Here is an 18572-nt window from a genome sequence, read left to right on the forward strand (position 1 = left end):
GCAGCTAGACCCGCGCGCCGTCGTCGTCCTCATTTTTGTCCTGCGGCAGCTTCATGATCAGGTACACGGTGCCCAGCACGAACGCGGCCACAATGCCCACGATCGCCAGCAGCGGCGCGGAACGCCAGAACATCGCTGAGAGCAGCAGCGCAATCGGCCCGCCCACGGCCGCCAGCCAGGCCAGCATGGTCAGCGGGTCGGTGCCGGCCAGGCTCGGGGGTTCCTCGGGGACGAAGTCGCCACCGTCGTCGTCCACGGCGTAGTCACGGGGGCCGTCCGGCGCATCCGCTTTCCGGTCCTGGCCGGCCGAGGCCTGGCGCTGTGCCGCGGACGGTTCGGCCGGGGCCGCGCCCGCCAGGCCCAGGGGGTCGAAATCGCGGAAGGACGCGGTGCCCCGGGCAGCCGGATCTTCCGGCTCGGCCGGTGACGCCGGTTCCGGCGTAGGGGGATCCGTTGCCCCGGAAGGAGTGCCGGCTTCCAGCCGTGCCACCAGGTCCAGCCAGACGGCGTCGTCCTGGTTCGCTCCCTGGTCCGCGGAATCGGGGGAGCCGGAGTCATGCCTGTTCATGCTGCACCTCCTGGCTTCCGGCCGCAGGGGCTGCGCCGGCGGCCAGCACCCGGCGGATAAATTGGACCGAGCCCTCGAAGATGCGTTCGGCGTCGTGGTCCATGGTGGCCACGTGGTAGCTGTTGTCGAGCCGGACCACGTCCACGGGCACCGAGGCCAGGCGGCGGCGCAGCACGGCGATGCTTGCGTCCGAGACCACATGGTCCACGGTGGACTTGTAGACCTGGACAGGGGCGGTGATCCGGGGGAGGAGCCGGATGGTGTCCCGGAACATCTTGTTCATCTCATGGGCCGCCGCAACCGGAGTACGGGCATAGGCGCCCTCGTCCATGCCTTCCTTCAGGATGTCGTTGGCAATGGCCGGGGTGCTTTTCAGCACGAGTTTGAGGATGCCTGCGAGCGGTGCCCGCGGATCGTCGATCACCAGCGCCGGGTTGACCAGCACCACTCCCGCCACGGGACGCGTGGCGGCAACCCGCAGGGCCAGGGCGCCGCCCATGCTGAGCCCCGCCGCGAACACATGGTCGCATTCCGCTTCGAGTTCGAGGTAGGCATCGTCCAGTGCACCGTGCCACTGCTGCCAGCGGGTCCGGGCGAGCTCCTGCCAGTTGGTGCCGTGCCCCGGCAGCAAGGGCATCCGCACAGCGAAACCGGCGGCGGCGAAGGCCTGTGCCCACGCCCGAAGCCCATGCGGGCTGCCGGTGAAGCCATGGGAGAGGACCACGCCGGTCCTGGGCCCGTCCCCGCTGGGCGCGCTCGTGAAGGGACTGTGGTCCGGGCTGGACGTCATGGGGTCTCCGAAGTGCTGGTCAATCGGGCATGGGCGCGGATGAAGGCGCTGGACCTGGCGAAGATTTCCGGCGCGTCCACGTCCAGCGTAGCCACATGCCCGCTGCTGGCAAGGTCCACCACCTCGCTGAGGCGCGGGCCGAGCCGTTGCCGGAGCAATGCGAGGGAGGTTGGCGGAACCACAATGTCCGTCCTCGACTTGAAGACCTGGACCGGTGCCGTGATGCGGGGCAAGCCCCGGATGGCGGCACCAAAGAGCTTCTTGAGCTCGTGCACGGCTGCCAGCGGCGTGCGGGAGTAGTCGCCGTCTTCGGTGTGGGGCGCCGTCGGCTGGTCCTCCTGGATGGGGATCGTGGTCCGCTGGAAGTATTTGAGCACCCCGATGATGTGGATGCGGCGGTCGTAGAAACTCAACCCCGGATTGACCACCGACACCCCTGCCACCGGATGGCGGGAGGCAGTCAGCAGGGCCACCGCCCCACCCATGGACAACCCCGCCACAAAGCACGTTTCGGTCCGTGCCTGGAGGTCCAGGAAAGCGGCTTCGTAGCTGCGGTACCAGTCGCCCCACCCCGTCCTGGCCAGCTGCCGCCAGTCCGTACCGTGCCCGGGCAGCAGCGGGACGGAGACGGCGTACCCCTGCCCGGCCAGGTGCTCCGCCCACGGCAGCACGCTCAGCGGGCTGCCGGTGAATCCATGGCAGATTGCCACGCCCACCTGCGCGTTTGCTCCATGGCCGGGATAGCTGAAAGCGGCAGGACGGGGCGGGATGCTGCTTTCAGTCATGAGTCCATCGTGTCACTGTTCCGGTCAAATCTCACTAGAGTAGGGTTGCATTGAACTGCTGACCAGGCCCAATGCGGAGCCTGGGGGCCGCCTTCCGGAGAGGTTCACCACGTGTTCTATTGGGTCATGAAGAGGATCTTCCTCGGTCCGGTCCTGAAGCTGCTTTTCCGCCCCTGGGTCAAGGGCCTGGACAACATCCCCGCCGAGGGTGCGGCGATTCTCGCGTCCAACCACCTGTCGTTCTCCGATTCCATCTTCCTGCCGCTGATGGTCCGCCGCCCCGTGGTCTTCCTGGCCAAGATGGAATACTTCACCGGCACCGGCATTAAAGGCCGGCTGACAGCCCTGTTCTTCCGGCTGACCAACCAGCTGCCCATGGACCGCTCCGGCGGTGCCGCATCCGCGGCGTCCCTCAGCGCGGGAATGGGCGTCCTCAACCATGGCGGGCTGCTCGGCATCTATCCCGAGGGCACCCGCAGCCCGGATGCCAGGCTCTACCGCGGAAAGGTGGGTGTCGCCCGGCTGGCCCTGCAGGCCGGCGTTCCCGTCATCCCGGTGGCCATGATCGGCACTGACAAGGTGCAGCCGATCGGCAAGCGGCTGCCGAACATCCGCAGGATAGGGATGATCTTCGGTGAGCCGCTGGACTTCACGGCCTACGGTGACCGGGCCGAGGACCGCGATGTCCAGCGGAAAGTCACGGACCAGATCATGTTCGAACTGCAGCGGCTTTCCGGGCAGGAATATGTTGACGAGTACGCGGCGGTGGTGAAGCTCCGGCTGGCGGGCAAACCGGTGGAACCGGAAGCGGGTTCCATAGTCCCTGATCCCTCCGCGGGCGGGACCGGCGCCGGGGACCCAAGGCCCGGCTCCGCCCCGGTGGAGCGGGCGGGGGATGACGACGGCGGTGCTGCCGCCACCGGCTGAGGGGCGGCTTTGGCAACCGGGGGTTGTGACGCGGACGCCGGCCAGCGTGACGGTGCGGTGTCCAGGTGTCCTGCGCTGCCGTTAGTCTTAGATGGTGACTGAGCTATCTGCAAAACCCGCCTTTTCGCTGTCCAGCACCGCCCAGAGCGGAGCCGCCAACTATCCCGGACTGGACGACTGGCGGGACCTTCCCATTTCCCAGCAGCCCAGCTGGCAGGACAAGGAAGTCTTCGACGCCTCCGTCAAGGAACTTTCCGTGCTTCCCCCGCTGGTGTTTGCCGGTGAAGTGGACATCCTGCGTGAGCGGCTGGCCGCTGCTGCCCAGGGGAAGGCGTTCCTCCTGCAGGGCGGCGACTGCGCGGAGACCTTCGAGGCCGCCACGGCGGACAAGATCAGTGCCAGGGTCAAGACCATCCTGCAGATGGCTGTCGTGCTGACGTACGGCGCTGCGATGCCCGTCATCAAGATGGGCCGGATGGCCGGCCAGTTCGCCAAGCCCCGCTCCTCCAATGACGAGACCCGGAACGGTGTCACCCTGCCGGCGTACCGCGGCGACATCGTCAACGGCTACGAATTCACGCCTGAATCGCGCGGGCACGACGCCTCACGCATGCTCCGCGCCTACCACACCTCCGCTTCCACGCTGAACCTCATCCGGGCATTCACCCAGGGAGGCTTCGCCGACCTCCGCTCGGTGCACCAGTGGAACAAGGGCTTCACCGAAAACCCTGCCCACGCCCGCTACGAGTCGCTGGCCAGGGACATCGACCGGGCCATCAAGTTCATGGACTCCTGCGGTGCGGATTTTGAGGCGCTCAAGCGCGTCGAGTTCTTCGCCAGCCACGAGGCCCTGCTGCTGGACTATGAGCGGGCGCTGACCCGGATCGACTCCCGGACCGGCTTCCCGTACGACACTTCGGCCCACTTCCTTTGGATCGGGGAGCGGACCCGCGAACTGGACCACGCGCATGTGGACTTCCTGTCCCGCGTCCGGAACCCGATCGGCGTCAAGCTTGGCCCCTCCACCACCGGCGATGACGCCCTCCGCCTGATCGACAAGCTCGACCCGGAACGCGAACCGGGGCGCCTGACCTTCATCACTCGGATGGGGGCCGGAAACATCCGGGAAAAGCTGCCCGCCGTCGTCGAGAAGGTCACTGCCTCCGGCGCCCAGGTGCTCTGGGTCACCGACCCCATGCACGGCAACACCGTCACGTCACCCAACGGGTACAAGACGAGGAACTTCGACGACGTCATTGACGAGGTGCGCGGCTTCTTCGAGGTGCACCATGCCCTGGGAACGGTGCCCGGCGGCCTGCATGTGGAAATGACCGGTGACGATGTGGCTGAGTGCCTTGGCGGCGCCGATCCCATCGACCAGGACGCTTTCCTGGACCGCTACGAGTCGGTCTGCGACCCGCGGCTGAACCACATGCAGTCGCTGGAAATGGCGTTCCTGGTGGCCGGCGCACTCGCCAAGCACTGACACTGCCGGGTGGTGTGGGCGGTCCGGCCGCCTACACCACCGTCAGTGTGATAACGGACCCCTCTGGGACCTCCGTGTCCACGGGGTCCTGGTCCCGGACGGTTCCAAAGAAGCCACCCAGCACATTGTTGACGCGGACCTGGAAGCCCAGCGCCTCGAGCGCACGCCTGGCTTCGTTGGCCTGCCGCCCGATAAAACTCGGAACCTCCACCATGCGCGGGCCCTTGGAGATGGTCAGGGTCACGGTGCCGCCGCGGGTGAGCGTCCCGCTGGCCGGCGACTGGCTGACAACCGCGCCCTCCGGCACGTTCCGGTCAAACACTTCTTCCCGGGCCACCTCAGCCTTCAGCCCGGCCGCCTCGATGGCGTCCATGGCATCGTCCTCGTCCTGGCCCACCACAGAGGGAACGGGGATGGGTTCGGGTCCCTTGGAAACCACCATTGCTACCGGCGTGCCATGCCTGGCGGGCGTCCCGGCAACCGGATCCTGGGACAGGACAATGCCCGCCGGCACGTCCTCGTTGAATTCCTCGGTCACCGGACCCAGCGCCATCCCGGCGCCATTCAGCGCGCCCTTGGCCTCATCCAGCGTTCCTCCGGAGAGCTGCGGCAGGGGGAACAGCTGCGGGCCTTTGGACACGTAAAGCGAAACAGGCTGGAATTTCCGGATTTCCGTCCCGGCCTCCGGCTCGCTTCCCACCACCAGCCCGCTGGGAACATCGTCGTCGAAAACGTCCCTCGTTGTGGACCTGAAGCCGGCTTCAGTGAGGAGCTGCTGGGCTTCCGCCACCGTCCTGTTTGCCACGGCCGGGATGGTGGCCGCAGCCCCCGGGCCCATGCCGAAAAACCAGCCGGCTCCCGTGGCGAGCAGGGCCGCGAGGAGCAGTACCACCACCCACAGGACGCCCCGCCGTCGGGTACTGCCTTCGCGGAGTGAACGCACGGGGGTCGCGGCCGCGCGCGCCCTTGCCTTCTCGTCTTCCTTCCCGGCCTTGCGCTGTGCCCGCTTGCTCAGCTGCGGTGCCGGGGGCGCCCAGGGCTCCTCAACGTCCTCGCCGGGAGGGGTGAGGATATGGCTGCCCGGGGCGGCGCCGCGGTCCGGCTGCAGGAACTCCTGGCCCAGCGCCGGACCGTGGGCGGGAGGTGCCGGCCTGCCCGAGGGCATGACCGTGGTGGGGTTGCTGGTCCGCGTGATGAACTCCGTGTGGTTCCGGAAACCAGCTTCCTGGACCGGGGCGGTCTCCCGGGCATCGGGGGCGGCGGAGACTGCGGTCCCGGCGGCGGCCGGAGGATGCAGGTCCAGCTCGGAATCGGTCAGGTTTGTCCGGATGTGCCGCAGTTCCTGCAGAAGTGCATTCGCGTCCACCGGCCGGTTTTCGGGGTCGTTGGCCGTACACCATTGCACGAGTTCGTCCAGTTCGCCCGCCAGCCCGGGCACCAGCGCCGACGGCGGTCCCACTGTCCCGTTGACGTGCTGGTAGGCCACCTGGATGGGGACGTCGCCTTTGAACGGCTGTTGTCCGGTCAGCATTTCAAACAGCATGATGCCTACGGAGTAGACGTCGCTTCGCGCGTCTGCCGTCCGGCCCAGGACAATCTCCGGCGGGACATAGGCCACGGTTCCCATCAGCGTCCCGGAGCTCGTGGACGTGGTCACCGCCCGGGCCAGGCCGAAGTCGCCGATCTTGATCCTGCCGTCGTCGGCGATCAGGACATTTTCCGGTTTCACGTCGCGGTGGATGAACCCGGCCGTGTGCGCAGCGGCCAGTCCTTCCACCACGGGATCAACCAGGGCAAGTGCCAGCCGCGGCGGCAGTGCGCCTTTGCTGTTGATGACGTCGCGAAGGGTGTGTCCCTTGATGTATTCCATGACCAGGTAGGCGGTGTGCCCGTCATGGCCCTGGTCCAGGACTCCCACAACATGGGGGTGGGAGAGCCGGGCCGCTGCCTTCGCCTCGCGCCCCAGCCTGCCGAGGAAGCTCTCATCCGCGGCCAGGTGCGGGTGCAGGACCTTCAGTGCGACATCGCGCTCCAGTCTCTGGTCCACGGCGAGGTAGACCGTGGACATTCCGCCGCGGGCAAGCCGGGACTGCACGGTGTAGCGGTTGTCCACCAGCGTTCCCACAAACGGGTCAGAGACGTGTTCCTGCACCCTTCGATCCTAGTCCCGCAATGAAAAGGGTCCGAACCCGTCATCGGTCCGGACCCTCCCCACAGCTGTCCCCGTATCCCCGCAGTAGGTGCCCAAAGGGGCTATGCGAAGTTCTGCCGGTGGGCCTTGATGGCAGCCACGTACGCCTTCGTGTCGTCGTACATGCCGTACTTGCTGACGGAGTACTGGCCCTGGTAGTACCCCGCAATGGCGTTGTCTTCGTCCTTGCTGGTTGCCAGGAGCTGCCGGATGATCGCGACGCCGGCAGTTGCGTTGTCGTACGGGTCCAGGAGGTTCAGCTTCCGCCCCACGAGGTCCGAGGCCCACTGGCCGGAGCTGGGGATCACCTGCATGGTGCCGATTGCGTTGGCGGGGGAGACGGCGCGCTGGTCGAAGCCAGACTCCTGGTGGGCGAACGCGAGGGCCAGTGCAGGATCGACGCCCATGCGCCGCGCAGTGTCGGCCACGATGTTGCGCATCTCGGCGCGGGACGGAACCGGAGCCGCGTTTAGGAGCGCTTTGTTCTCGTTGGCCGAGCTGACCACGGCGGGCGGATAGCTGAATCCCAGGAAGGAACTCGGTACCAGCGGTGTGACTGCCGCCGCAGGCTGGGGGGCGGGTGCCTGGCCGGGAGCGCCGGGAATGACCAGCTTGTTGCCCGGGTAGATGACGGTGCCCATGTTCATCTGGTTGGCGGACAGGAGCTCGGAGAGCTTGACGTTGTGCCGTGCCGCGATGGCATAGAGGCTGTCACCGGCCTTGACGGTGTAGGAGCCGGTAGCCGGAGCAGGGGTGGCTGCTGAATTTGCCAGCACCGCGGCGGGTGCCGGCGCTGCGGCGGGGGCAGCCGGTGCGGGCTGCCCGCCGCCCACCTTGATCTTCTGCCCGGGGTGGATGATCGAGCGCATGTTGAGGTTGTTCCAGCTGAAGACTTCGGACAGGCGCACGTTGTGACGGGCGGCGATCGCCCCCAGCGTGTCCCCGGGCTTCACCGTGTAGGTGGCACCCTCACCGGTTGCAGGTGCTGCCGGTGCGGGCGCAGCGGCGGGCGCGGCCGGTGCTGCCGGTTCCCCGGAAAGCTTGATCTTCTGTCCCGGGTAGATCAGGGTGTTCGCCTGGAGGTTGTTGAGCCGCAGGACTTCCCCGGTGTTCAGGCCGTAGCGCCCGGCAATGCTGCTGATGGTGTCGCCCCGGGCAATGGTGTATTCAGCGGGTGCCGACGGCTGCGCCGGCTTGAAAGTGGGAATGGTAGTGGAGACAGCAGCGGCTGGAATGTGTGCCGCCTTCGCCTGTGCAGCCTGTGCTTCCATGGCCGCAGCCAGGGTTGCAGGAATGGCGCGGGCAGGCTTTTCCGCAGCAGCAGGCTCGGCCACAGCCAGGGAGGACAATACGACCGCGGGCAGTGCCGCTGTGGTGGCGGCAATCATTGGCAGGCTCGGCTTGGGTGGCCGCTTGGGCGAGCGGGACATTGTCATGGAAAAATCCTCTTCTCAACTGCGGGCGCGGACGGGGATGCCGCTGACATTCCTGATACTAGTGTTACTCAAGTTATTACTGTTACTAGCGTTAACACTGTGAATCTCTCATGAATCCGGAAATAGCACAAGAATTCCGGGAATCCCGGCAAGGAAAGATTTTCGGGAGTGTCCGCAGGTCAGGAGGCGGGTCTCGGTCTATTGACTAGGCGCCCGGGGGCCCACCGTGGCAACCTTGATCCGTGAGTAATGTAGAAGACCTTGTGGGCGAATGGTTGCCCCTTCCCGACGTAGCCCGCCTTTTGGATGTTTCCATCACCAGGGTGCACAGCCTTATTGATGAGCGGGCACTGGCCGCATTAAGGGTGGGGGAACGCAATATCCGTTCCGTGCCCGCGGAATTCATCCAGGACGGGCAGGTCGTCGACAGCCTTAAAGGGACAATTGTGGTTCTCTCCGATGCCGGGTATTCGGACGAGGACCTGATCATCTGGCTGTTCACCCAAGACGAATCACTGCGTGGCCGTCCTATCGACGCGCTGCGGGAGGGCCGCAAGACCGAGATCAGGCGCCGGGCCCAGACCCTCGCCTGGTGACAAGCAGCCCTAGGAGGCGCGGCTGACGGTAGCCTCAGCCAGCCTCCGCAGGGCTGTCTTGGGCAGTTCCTCGAGCGGAAGGGCCTCCAGCGCCTCAAACGCCGCCGAGCCGAACTCGTTGATCAAAACCTCCGTGGCCTGCAGTGCACCGGATTCCTCGATGATCCTGCGGATCTCCGCCACGTCGTCATCCGAAAGATCCGGGCTGCCCAGCCTTGCGTCGATGAATGCGGACTCCGCAGGCGTTGCCTGGTCGAGTGCGAGGGCCACCAGGACGGTCCGCTTGCCTTCGCGCAGGTCGTCCCCGGCAGGCTTTCCGGTAGTGAGCGGGTCACCAAAAACACCCAGGACGTCGTCCCGCAACTGGAAGGCCTCGCCCAGGGGCAGCGCAAAAGCTGAATATCCACGCAGCAGGTCATTGGAGGCACCCGCCAGGGCACCGCCGAGGGCAAGGGGGTGCTCAGTGGAGTACTTGGCGCTTTTGAAGCGGATGATCGACTGGGCCCGGCTGACGGCGCCGGCGCGGTCCCGGACAGGGCCTGCCACTTCCTCCAGGATGTCCAGGTACTGGCCGGCCATGACTTCTGCGCGCATGAGGTTGAAGATCAGCCTCGCCCTGCTTCCCGAGGCTGCCCGCTCACCGATGTCCGTGAAGGCTTCCTCGCTGAAGGACAGGCACAGGTCGCCGGCGAGGATGGCGGCCGCCTGGCCGAACCGTTCGCTGTCCAGCGCCCAGCCCTGGTCACCGTGCAGTTGGCTGAACCGGCGGTGCACGCTCGGTCCTCCCCGCCGGGTGTCCGACCGGTCGATGATGTCGTCATGGATGAGGGCGGCGGCCTGGAACAGCTCCAGGGCCGCACCTGCAGTCACTACTTCCACGGCATTGGCTTCGCCGCCTGCGCCGCGCCAGCCCCAGTAGCACATCAGGGCCCGCAGGCGCTTGCCGCCGGTGACCAGGTTGGATATGGAGCCCATGATCGGGTCGATATCCGGGGAGATGGCAGACATGACAGACTGCTGCGATGTCAGGAATCCGGTGAGTTCACCGGCCACCGCCGCGACGTAGTCTGCCTGTTCGTGCCGCAGTTGCTCCGCGGCCGTCACTTGGCTGACTCAGCTGCCACGTTGGCGCCGATGGTGAAGGTGGATACACCAGCGGCTTCCACCACCGCGACGTTCACAGTTTCGTTGTCGCCCCGGACAAAGTCCTTGGATGCCACTGCCCCCACCGCGTCGCCGGGGACCGCCTTGAAGCCCTGCCCCTCGAGGGTCTTGGTGTAAAAATCGAGTACGGCGGCTGGAGGTGCTCCCACCGTTGCCACCAGGGCGGCGGTGGCGGGGGTTGATGCCTTGTCGAAGCTGCTGGACACCACAGTGGCACCAGGCATGAGGGGCAGCAGTTGCTGGGGGAAGCCCTCCACCACGGCGCCGACGGTGGCGGAGGTATTGGGCGAAGCGGACGGGCTGGGCGAAGCCGTCAGGGTGGACTGCGTGGCGGCCGGCGCGGACGTGGCGGAAGTGGATCCCGGTGCCTCTGACGGAGTGGGGCTGCAGGCTGCCAGCGCCAGGGCTGCACCGGCAGCGAAGGCGGCCAAGCCCGCAGGCTTGAGGTTTCCAAAGACCGTCACAGGGATTTTCCTCCTGGAGTTGATGCCGGATGCAGCCTCCAGTTTAGTCAGTACCGGCAGCTAGGATTGCAGTCGTGGGGCCAGACCGTACCAATCAGCCAGCCGCTGCCCGCGTTCCGGGCCGCAGGCGCAAGTGCATCATGCACGTGGATATGGATGCCTTTTTCGTCTCGGTGGAACTGCGGACGCGTCCGGAACTGCGCGGTAAACCTGTGATCGTCGGTTTTCCGGGAGAGCGCTCGGTAGTCCTCTCCGCGTCCTACGAGGCCCGGGCCTTCGGTGTGAAATCCGCCATGCCCATGGCTGTTGCTGCCAGGATGTGTCCGCAGGCGGTGATCATCGAGCCGCGCCACAAGCTGTACTACGACGTCTCCGCACAGCTGATGGCCATCTTCGGGTCCATCACCGAACTCGTTGAGCCGTTGAGTGTCGACGAAGCCTTCCTCGATGTCAGCGGAGCCCTCCGCCGGCTCGGTCCGCCGAGGGGTATCGGAGAATTGGTCCGCCGGCAGGTTGCCTCGGAGCTGGGCATTACCGCTTCCGTGGGGATAGCCGAGACCAAGTTCGTGGCCAAGATTGCCTCCACCCGGTGCAAGCCTGACGGCCTGCTGCTCATCGGGCCCGATGAAACAGTGCCGTACCTGCACAGCCTGCCGGTCGGCGCGCTGTGGGGCGTGGGGGCGAAGACGGCCGAGGTCCTGGCCAAAATGGGGATCCGGACGGTTGCGGACGTGGCGGCAACGCCCGTGTCAGCACTCCGGAAGACACTGGGTGCCACCGGTGAACACGTCCATCAGCTCTCCTGGGGCATCGACCCCCGCCCGGTGACCCCGGTGCGGCTGGAAAAAAGTATCGGGGCAGAAGAGACGTTCGCCACGGACACCGCTGACCAGGCGGTCCTGCACCGAGAACTGCTCCGGCTGTCGCACCGTACCGCCGCGCGGTTGCGCGCTTCGGGAATGGTGGCGCGGACTGTTGCCTTGAAACTCCGCTTCGCGGATTTCTCCACTATCACCCGCAGCCGGACAGTACCCACGCCGGTGGACAGCGCCCAGCTCATCTACGCGGTGGTCCTCCAGCTGCTGGAGGCGGCGGGAAACAGGGGCATGGCTGTGCGCCTCGTGGGAGTAAGGGCGGAGCAGCTGGAGGATGCCTCCCGGACATCCCTCCAGCTCAGCATTGACCGCCGGGATGACAACTGGCGTGCGGCGGAACAGGCGCTCGATGAGGTAGCCAGAAAATTCGGCAACAAGTCGGTATTGCCGGCCCGGTTGATGGAGCCGGGAACGGGCGCCTGACCAGGGGCCAGGTCCCCGTCCGCAGGCCGTCCACGAAGCCGATTGCCGTCTTTCAGAACAGCCCTCAACAAACTATCCTTAGAGATACATAGTTTTTGAGTGACTGGACTTACTGCCGGACCCTCTTGGACATGCTCCCGCTCCCGCGGCTGTATGCCTGGTTTCCGTTTTTGCCAATGCCGGCAAAGCGGGAACCACTAAGGAACAACAGTCGTTAATGGTGCAGAAGTAGTGGCTGGGAACCAGCCCGGACGTTGGCCTACAAAAGGAGGTCGTGATGCCGCTGTCGGAGCACGAACAGAAGCTGCTTGAGCAGCTTGAGAAGCAGCTTCACGAGGATGACCCGAAGTTCGCGAATTCCATGGGGTCCGACCCCGGACGGTCCTGGTCCACGCGGCATGTGGTGATCGGCGTCCTCTGCGCACTGGCTGGCGTCTTCCTGCTGTTGGTGGGTGTCACGCTGCAGAACATCTTCGTCGGCGTCCTGGGCTTCATCGTGATGGGCGGCGGCGTTTACTTTGCCACGATGCGAAGTTCGGCCGCGGCAAAACCTGGTTCCAAATCCGGCAGCGGAAAGTCCGGCAAACAGAGGAGCTCCTTCATGAGCAGCCTTGAAGAGCGCTGGGATGAAAGGCGCAGGGGCGAGCAATAACCGCCCGGGCCCTGGCCCTCCACTTTCCACCCCTGCGGGGGTGGGCAATTCAGAAAAGATCCCCGAAAGGGGATCTTTTTTGCTTTAAGCCTTCTTTCCAGCCCTCGGCTCCCACTGTCCCTTCATGGCTCCTGCGGGCATGTCAACAGGCGCGCCGGGCCGTGCTTCGAAGGGTGGGGACTGGGTAAAAGCCCTCCACTTTCCACCACTCGCCCAAAATCCGCGCCGTTTCGGGGTCAAGTTCCCATTACTTCCCTCGGCCTGGGCGCGTTTTGCGTTGACTGTGGGGGAAAGTGGAGTAATGTGGAGGACATAAGAGGGTGGTTGCAACATTGGGGATGTGCAGTTCCTGACAGCGGACAGGCGGTGGGCCAGTGTTTCTGGGCACACACTCGCCACGTCTGGATGAAAAGGGACGGATCATTCTCCCCGCGAAGTTCCGCGAGGAACTTGCCAGCGGGCTGGTGCTCACGAGGGGCCAGGAACGATGCATCTACGTCTTCAGTGAGAAGGAATTTGCACGGGTCCATGAGCAGATGCGGGAGGCGCCAATCTCCTCCAAGCAGGCCCGTGACTACATCCGCGTTTTTCTCTCTGGAGCCTCTGACGAGGTACCTGACAAGCAGGGGCGCGTGACTATTCCACCCGCGCTCCGGGAGTACGCAGGACTCGGCAGGGAGCTTGCCGTTATCGGGGCGGGTTCGCGGGCCGAGATCTGGGACGCCCAGGCTTGGAATGAATACCTCGCTGAGAAGGAAACTGCCTTCTCGGAAACTGATGATCCCATTCCGGGCATTCTCTGAATTCCCGGATAAGCAACAGGAGTTTCTTGGACGAGATCTCCAGCCGCCCATCGGCTGGCCAACCTGACTCACTTCCCCGGAGCCAGGCGGGCGGGTCGATAGGCGCGGATGGGGATCTGGCCCAAGAAGCGGGTACGGCGACCACCACGGCGAGAAAGGACGAGGCATGAACGAACAACCGAAGCCCACGTCCGAACGCCATGTGCCGGTCCTGCGGGACCGGTGCATCAATTTGCTGGCCCCGGGATTCGAGGCGGCCAGGCTGCGCGGCGAAACGCCCGTGGCAGTAGATGCCACCCTTGGCATGGGCGGCCACTCCGAGGCGATGCTCCAGCGTTTCCCGGACCTCCACCTCATCGGCATCGACCGGGATGAGGAAGCCCTGGCCCTTGCCGGGGAGCGCCTGGCGCCGTTCGAAGCCCGCACGGACCTGGTCCACGCCGTCTACGACGAGATCCAGGACGTCCTCGAGGACCTGGGCGTGCCGGAAGTCCACGGGATCCTGATGGACCTGGGCGTTTCCTCACTGCAGCTCGACGAGCGGGAGCGCGGCTTCGCCTACTCCTTCGACGCCCCCCTTGACATGCGCATGGACACGAGCCGTGGCCAGACCGCGGCAGACGTGGTCAACAATTACAGCGAAGAAGAGCTGGTCAGGATCATCCGGAAGTGGGGCGAGGAGAAGTTCGCCGGCCGGATAGCCAACCGCATCGTCACCGCCCGGGCGGAGACACCCTTCACCACCACCGGGCAACTGGTGGACCAGATCCGTGCGGTTGTGCCGGCGGGGGCCGCGAAGTCCGGGGGACACCCGGCCAAGAGGACGTTCCAGGCCCTGCGCATCGAGGTTAACGAAGAACTCGATGTGCTGGAGCGGGCCGTCCCGGCAGCAGTCGACTCCACCGCATTGGGCGGGCGCATCGTCGTGATGTCCTACCACTCGCTGGAGGACAAGATCGTGAAGAGCGTCTTCCAGTCCCGCTCCAAATCCTCGGCGCCCCTCGGCTTTCCCGTGGAGCTCGAGGAGCACAAACCGGAACTGAAAACCCTGACCAAAGGCACCGAGGTACCTACCGCCGCCGAAATCGCCGAAAATCCGCGGGCAGCCTCAGCAAGGCTGCGTGCGGCTGAACGAATCAGAGCCAGGAGAGCTGTATGAGCACCGCTGCCGTCAAGAACTTTCCCGTCGTCTCCGGCAGTTCGGCAGCCAGCAGCAGCCTGCCTGCAGGATCACCAGGTGCCGGCCGGAAGGGCCGCACGCCGCTCTCCGTGGTCCGCAGCATGCCCCGGAAGCGCCGCGCCCCCTTCGTGGTGCTGTGCTTTGCCTTGCTTGCCGTGGCGCTGATCGCTGTCCTGGTCCTGAACATCTCGGTCTCCACCGCGCAGTACCAGCTCGTGGAACTGCGCGCCAGGCACAGCACCCTGACCAAGCAGAACCAGGACCTCACCCAGCAGGTGCAGAACTTCGAGGCTCCGCAGAACCTGGCCGCCAAGGCCAAGGACCTGGGCATGGTGGCGTCCACCGTCAAGGGCCAGATCGATCTGTCCACCCTTTCCGTGACGGGCAAGGCGACACCGGCAGTTAAGGGCGGCTCCGAGGGTGCAGTCATCCCTGCCCCGGCCGTCGCCGGCCAGCTCCTGGTGGTCCCGCCGGCAACAAAGGGGGAGCCGCTGGAGAGCCGCAAACCGGTGGAAGCGGCAGCGCCCGCAGCCCAAACCCCCGCCGCGGACGCTCCCGCCGGCCAGGCCAAGGAACAGACCCAGCCGCCGGCAGCTCCGCCCGCCCCGTCGGCACCCCCGGTTGAGCTTCATGGCGGCACGGTACCCGTGCCGCAGCAGAAGGTCCCGGGGCAGTAGCCAGGACATCCGGCAGGTAACAGGGACTAACAGCAAGGAATTCCACGGTGGCGCAGAGGACCGGCAAACCGGCAGACAAGGTACCCAACGCCACCCGGCGGCTGCGCCTGGGGCTCGGCATCATGCTGACCCTCCTGCTGGTGGTGGGCGGCAAGCTCTTCCTGGTCCAGGGACTGGATGTTGGCGGCATGGCAGCGGCCGCCCTCGACAAGCGGATGACCGAGACAGTCCTGCCGGCCGAGCGGGGAAGCATCCTGGACTCGAACGGCACCGTCCTGGCCAACAGCGTCATCCGCTACAACGTGGTGGTGGACCAGCGGGTCAACACCAAGACCGAAACCTTCAAGCGGCTCGACGAAGCCAACGAAAAGCTGGTGGACGTGTCCCGGGACCAGGGGCTCACCGAATTAGCTGCCGCCCTGGGGATGGACAAGGACGCCATCCGTGAAGCCGTGACCGGTGAGCGGCCGTACTACATCGTGGCCAAGGACGTGAAGCCGGACGTTGAAGACCGCATCTCGAAACTGCAGATCCCGGGCATCGTCACGGAAGGCGTCAGCAAGCGCGTTTATCCCAACGGTTCCGTGGCCGGCGGCATTATCGGCTTCCTGAAGGACGGCAGCACCGGCCAGGCAGGCATCGAGCAGACCCAGGATGAACTTCTTCGGGGCAAGGACGGCAAGCGGCTCTTCGAGATCGGGGCGGACGGCCTGCGGATCCCGGTCGGCATGGACGAACTGACGCCGCCGCAGGACGGCAAGGACATCAAGCTCACCATCAACTCGGATCTTCAGTACTTCGCCCAGCAGGCCATCCAAAGCCAGTCGGACAAGCTCGGCGCTGAGTGGGGCAGCATCATCGTGATGGATGCCAAGACGGGGGACCTGGTGGCCATGGCGGACACCAATGCCCCGGACCCCAATGATCCCGGCCGGGTGGCCGCCAAGGACCGCGGAGTGCGGGCCGTTACGGCCGCCTACGAGCCCGGATCCGTACAGAAGATGATGACGGTTGCCGCCCTGATCGAGGAGGGAAAAGCCGGTCCGCTGGACACGTTCACCCTGGGTCCCTCCTACACCGTGGACGGCCAGACGTTCAGCGACTCCTTCGCCCACGGCACTGAAGAACGGACCCTGGCCGGCATCCTGGGCTATTCGATGAACACCGGCACGGTGATGGCCGGGCAGCGGCTCAGCAAGCAACAGCGCTACGAATGGCTGCAGAAGTTCGGCATCGGCGAGGCACCCGACATCGGGCTTCCCGCCGAAGCCTCCGGCATCCTGACCCCCTGGGAGCAATGGGACGGCCGGCAGGAATATACAGTCCTGTTCGGGCAGGGGGTGTCCCAGTCCACCCTGCAGACGGTGCGGGCGTTCCAGTCCATTGCCAACAACGGTGTCATGCTCCAGCCGCGCCTGATCGATTCCTATGTTTCGCCCGACGGCGCGGAGGAGAAGGTGCCCGCAGCGCCCTCGCGGCGGATCGTCTCGGAGGACACGGCCGAGCAGGTCCAGGACATCCTGGAGAGCGCCGTCACCGAAGGCCAGATCAAGGATGCGGGCATTGACGGCTACCGCGTGGGGGCGAAGACGGGCACCTCGGAGTCACCGTGCGATGACGGCGCCGGCTACTGCGGCTACACGGCCTCCCTGGTGGGCATGGCCCCCATGGATGATCCGCGGTTTATTGTTGAGGTGGTACTCCAGCGGCCCAAGGGCAGCATCTACGGGATTACCAACGGGCCGGTCTTCCGGTCGGTGATGAGCCAGGCACTGCGGACCTACAACGTCCAGCCGTCCACCGGCGAGCCGGCCAGGCTGCCCCAGTTCGCCAAGTAGCATCCCGGCCTGGAGCCCGGACCAGCAGCCCGCTGATCCGGTCCCCTCTGCGCCGGCCACTTTCCACTAGCACCATCGGAGATCCCTTGTCTGAGTTCACCCCGCCCCAGGACAGCGCCGCTCCTGCCACCAATGCCCGGTTCCGGCCTTCGGCCGTGGAGGCGCTGCCGCTCGGCAGCATTGGTGACGCTGTGGGCGTCAGCGTTCCCGGACCTGATGCGGAAACATCAGTGACCGGCATCTCCCTTGACTCCCGGGCAGTGGAACCTGGCGATCTCTACGTTGCGCTTCCCGGTGCTGCCCGCCATGGCGCCGATTTCGCCGCCCAGGCAATCGAGGACGGGGCGGTGGCGGTGCTGACGGACGAGGCCGGGGCGCGGATGCTGGCATTGTCCGCCGATACGCCGGTGCCCGTGCTGGTCGTGGACGCCCCGCGCAATGTGGTGGGGCCGTTGTCTGCCCTGATCTACCGCAGCCAGTCAGGTGCCGACCGGTCCCTGCAGCTGTTCGGTGTCACCGGCACGAACGGCAAGACCACCACGACGTACTTCATCACCTCCCTGCTGGCCGCCCTCGGCAAGCAGGCCGGGCTGATCGGCACCATCGAGATCCTTGCCGGCGGCGACCCCATTCCAAGCCTGCTCACCACACCGGAGTCGACCGACGTGCACGGGCTGCTGGCGCTGATGCGCGAACGGGGACTGGCCGCCGCTGCCATGGAGGTTTCCTCCCACGCCATCTCCTACCAGCGGGTGGACGGGCTGATGTTCGACGTCGCCGGCTTCACCAACCTCACGCAGGACCACCTCGACCTGCACCACACCATGGACGACTACTTCGCCACCAAGGCTGAGCTGTTCACGCCCGGCCGGGCACGCAAGGCTGTTGTGACGGTCGACGACGATTGGGGCCGGCGCCTTGCCGGCGCCACGGCGGTGCCGGTCACCACCCTCGGCACCGTGCCGGGGACTGCCGCGGACTGGACAGTCGCCTCGGCGTCCCCGCGCGGACTGGGCACGGAGTTCACGCTTCACGGTCCACAGGGCACCGAACTGCGCCTCCACACCGGCCTTCCCGGAAGCTTCAACGTGGCCAACGCCGCCCTCGCGGCACTCATGGTGCTCCAGTCCGGCGTTGAACCCGCGGACCTGCAGGCAGCCCTGGACGCCGCGGATCCCTTCACCGTGGCGGTCCCCGGCCGCATGCAGCTGATCTCCGAGGAACCGGCTGCGGTGGTGGACTTCGCACACAACACCGATGCGCTGGCAAGGGCCCTGGAGGCGGTCCGTTCGCCGCAGCCGGATTCCCGGCTCATCGTGGTCTTCGGCGCCACCGGGCAGCGGGACCAGGGCAAGCGGCCGGCAATGGGTGCCATCGCGGCGCGGCTTGCGGACACCGTCATCGTCACCGACGACGACCCCCACGACGAGGACGCGGCCGCCATCCGCCGGGACGTCCTGGCCGGGGCGCAGGAGGAGAAGGCCAGCGAGGGCCTGACGTGCGAGCTGCTGGAGGTGTTTCCCCGTGACGAGGCGATCCGCCGGGCAGTGGAGCTTGCGCGGCCGCAGGACACCATTCTTGTTGCAGGACGCGGCCACGAGGTCTGGCAGGAAGTGAAGGGCGTCAACCTTGCCCTCGATGACCGGGTGGAACTGCGGAGCGCCTTGACAGCCAGGGGATTCAACGTTCTCCAAGACGACCGGATAGAGTCCTAGAC

The 18572-nt window shown here is 66.1% G+C and carries 17 protein-coding genes; 10 read left to right on the forward strand and 7 right to left on the reverse strand.

Annotated features, from left to right (window positions below; all coding sequences use genetic code 11):
• Positions 1–4: 4 nt before the first annotated feature.
• The 3 genes from ACJJV6_RS15760 to ACJJV6_RS15770 are packed head-to-tail and all read right to left on the reverse strand — an operon-like array spanning position 5 to position 2143.
• Complete coding sequence (locus ACJJV6_RS15760) at positions 5–568, reverse strand: hypothetical protein (protein ID WP_407709407.1); 564 nt, start codon at positions 566–568, stop codon at positions 5–7.
• Positions 555–1358: a carboxylesterase gene (locus ACJJV6_RS15765; protein WP_009358605.1), complete on the reverse strand. Its 804-nt coding sequence runs from the start codon at positions 1356–1358 to the stop codon at positions 555–557. Before ACJJV6_RS15765 ends, ACJJV6_RS15760 begins: the two co-directional genes overlap by 14 nt.
• The gene (locus tag ACJJV6_RS15770) at positions 1355–2143 is read right to left on the reverse strand and encodes a carboxylesterase (protein ID WP_133352221.1); all 789 of its coding nucleotides are present in this window, start codon (positions 2141–2143) and stop codon (positions 1355–1357) included. The genes ACJJV6_RS15765 and ACJJV6_RS15770 overlap by 4 nt, the downstream gene beginning before the upstream one ends.
• 111 nt (positions 2144–2254) lie before the next feature.
• Between ACJJV6_RS15770 and ACJJV6_RS15775 the strand changes: the two genes are divergently transcribed.
• Positions 2255–3070 carry a lysophospholipid acyltransferase family protein gene (locus ACJJV6_RS15775; RefSeq protein WP_407709408.1) on the forward strand — a complete coding sequence of 272 codons (816 nt, stop codon included), beginning with the start codon at positions 2255–2257 and terminating at the stop codon, positions 3068–3070.
• Positions 3071–3161: 91 nt separating this feature from the next.
• Entirely contained in the window at positions 3162–4556 is a 1395-nt protein-coding gene (locus ACJJV6_RS15780) for a class II 3-deoxy-7-phosphoheptulonate synthase (RefSeq protein WP_009358608.1), read from the forward strand.
• 31 nt (positions 4557–4587) lie between these two features.
• Here ACJJV6_RS15780 and ACJJV6_RS15785 read toward each other — a convergent pair whose 3' ends face one another.
• Together ACJJV6_RS15785 and ACJJV6_RS15790 are read right to left on the reverse strand one after the other, a co-directional pair.
• The gene (locus ACJJV6_RS15785; protein WP_407709409.1) at positions 4588–6708 is read right to left on the reverse strand and encodes a protein kinase domain-containing protein; all 2121 of its coding nucleotides are present in this window, start codon (positions 6706–6708) and stop codon (positions 4588–4590) included.
• Between the two features lie 101 nt (positions 6709–6809).
• Entirely contained in the window at positions 6810–8183 is a 1374-nt protein-coding gene (locus tag ACJJV6_RS15790) for a LysM peptidoglycan-binding domain-containing protein (protein ID WP_407709410.1), read from the reverse strand.
• A gap of 242 nt (positions 8184–8425) precedes the next feature.
• On the opposite strand from ACJJV6_RS15790, the gene ACJJV6_RS15795 reads away from it, so the two are divergent.
• Entirely contained in the window at positions 8426–8779 is a 354-nt protein-coding gene (locus ACJJV6_RS15795; protein WP_035753185.1) for an Rv2175c family DNA-binding protein, read from the forward strand.
• Positions 8780–8788: 9 nt separating this feature from the next.
• On the opposite strand, the gene ACJJV6_RS15800 is transcribed toward ACJJV6_RS15795, so the two are convergent.
• Positions 8789–9883 carry a polyprenyl synthetase family protein gene (locus ACJJV6_RS15800; RefSeq protein ID WP_407709411.1) on the reverse strand — a complete coding sequence of 365 codons (1095 nt, stop codon included), beginning with the start codon at positions 9881–9883 and terminating at the stop codon, positions 8789–8791.
• Positions 9880–10407: a hypothetical protein gene (locus tag ACJJV6_RS15805; RefSeq protein ID WP_009358611.1), complete on the reverse strand. Its 528-nt coding sequence runs from the start codon at positions 10405–10407 to the stop codon at positions 9880–9882. Before ACJJV6_RS15805 ends, ACJJV6_RS15800 begins: the two co-directional genes overlap by 4 nt.
• Before the next feature lie 140 nt (positions 10408–10547).
• Between ACJJV6_RS15805 and dinB the strand changes: the two genes are divergently transcribed.
• The 7 genes from dinB to ACJJV6_RS15840 all read left to right on the forward strand — a co-directional run bounded on the left by dinB (position 10548) and on the right by ACJJV6_RS15840 (position 18570).
• Positions 10548–11705: a DNA polymerase IV gene (gene dinB, locus ACJJV6_RS15810; RefSeq protein WP_407709412.1), complete on the forward strand. Its 1158-nt coding sequence runs from the start codon at positions 10548–10550 to the stop codon at positions 11703–11705.
• Positions 11706–11982: 277 nt separating this feature from the next.
• A complete protein-coding gene (locus tag ACJJV6_RS15815; protein WP_133352207.1) occupies positions 11983–12357 on the forward strand; it encodes a DUF3040 domain-containing protein in 375 nt (124 codons plus the stop codon).
• Positions 12358–12731: 374 nt separating this feature from the next.
• The gene (gene mraZ, locus ACJJV6_RS15820) at positions 12732–13160 is read left to right on the forward strand and encodes a division/cell wall cluster transcriptional repressor MraZ (RefSeq protein WP_009358613.1); all 429 of its coding nucleotides are present in this window, start codon (positions 12732–12734) and stop codon (positions 13158–13160) included.
• A gap of 166 nt (positions 13161–13326) precedes the next feature.
• On the forward strand, positions 13327–14319 hold the full coding sequence (gene rsmH / locus ACJJV6_RS15825; protein ID WP_407709413.1) for a 16S rRNA (cytosine(1402)-N(4))-methyltransferase RsmH: 993 nt from the start codon (positions 13327–13329) through the stop codon (positions 14317–14319).
• Complete coding sequence (locus tag ACJJV6_RS15830; protein WP_407709414.1) at positions 14316–15017, forward strand: hypothetical protein; 702 nt, start codon at positions 14316–14318, stop codon at positions 15015–15017. Before rsmH ends, ACJJV6_RS15830 begins: the two co-directional genes overlap by 4 nt.
• A gap of 47 nt (positions 15018–15064) precedes the next feature.
• Positions 15065–16855 (forward strand): peptidoglycan D,D-transpeptidase FtsI family protein, encoded by a 1791-nt coding sequence (locus ACJJV6_RS15835; RefSeq protein ID WP_407709415.1) that lies wholly within the window; start codon positions 15065–15067, stop codon positions 16853–16855.
• 86 nt (positions 16856–16941) lie between these two features.
• Positions 16942–18570, forward strand: a complete 1629-nt coding sequence (locus tag ACJJV6_RS15840) for a UDP-N-acetylmuramoyl-L-alanyl-D-glutamate--2,6-diaminopimelate ligase (protein ID WP_407709416.1) — start codon at positions 16942–16944, stop codon at positions 18568–18570.
• Positions 18571–18572 lie beyond the last annotated feature (2 nt).

It is taken from the genome of Arthrobacter nitrophenolicus, from assembly GCF_045833485.1.
In the GTDB taxonomy this organism is placed as follows: domain Bacteria; phylum Actinomycetota; class Actinomycetes; order Actinomycetales; family Micrococcaceae; genus Arthrobacter; species Arthrobacter nitrophenolicus.

Bases quoted from the DNA above. Each gene is read 5' to 3' on its own strand.
- ACJJV6_RS15760 (WP_407709407.1), bottom strand. From the start codon at position 568: ATGAACAGGCATGACTCCGGCTCCCCCGATTCCGCGGACCAGGGAGCG.
- ACJJV6_RS15765 (WP_009358605.1), bottom strand. From the start codon at position 1,358: ATGACGTCCAGCCCGGACCACAGTCCCTTCACGAGCGCGCCCAGCGGG.
- ACJJV6_RS15770 (WP_133352221.1), bottom strand. From the start codon at position 2,143: ATGACTGAAAGCAGCATCCCGCCCCGTCCTGCCGCTTTCAGCTATCCC.
- ACJJV6_RS15780 (WP_009358608.1), top strand. From the start codon at position 3,162: ATGGTGACTGAGCTATCTGCAAAACCCGCCTTTTCGCTGTCCAGCACC.
- ACJJV6_RS15790 (WP_407709410.1), bottom strand. From the start codon at position 8,183: ATGACAATGTCCCGCTCGCCCAAGCGGCCACCCAAGCCGAGCCTGCCA.
- dinB (WP_407709412.1), top strand. From the start codon at position 10,548: ATGCACGTGGATATGGATGCCTTTTTCGTCTCGGTGGAACTGCGGACG.
- ACJJV6_RS15815 (WP_133352207.1), top strand. From the start codon at position 11,983: ATGCCGCTGTCGGAGCACGAACAGAAGCTGCTTGAGCAGCTTGAGAAG.
- rsmH (WP_407709413.1), top strand. From the start codon at position 13,327: ATGAACGAACAACCGAAGCCCACGTCCGAACGCCATGTGCCGGTCCTG.
- ACJJV6_RS15830 (WP_407709414.1), top strand. From the start codon at position 14,316: ATGAGCACCGCTGCCGTCAAGAACTTTCCCGTCGTCTCCGGCAGTTCG.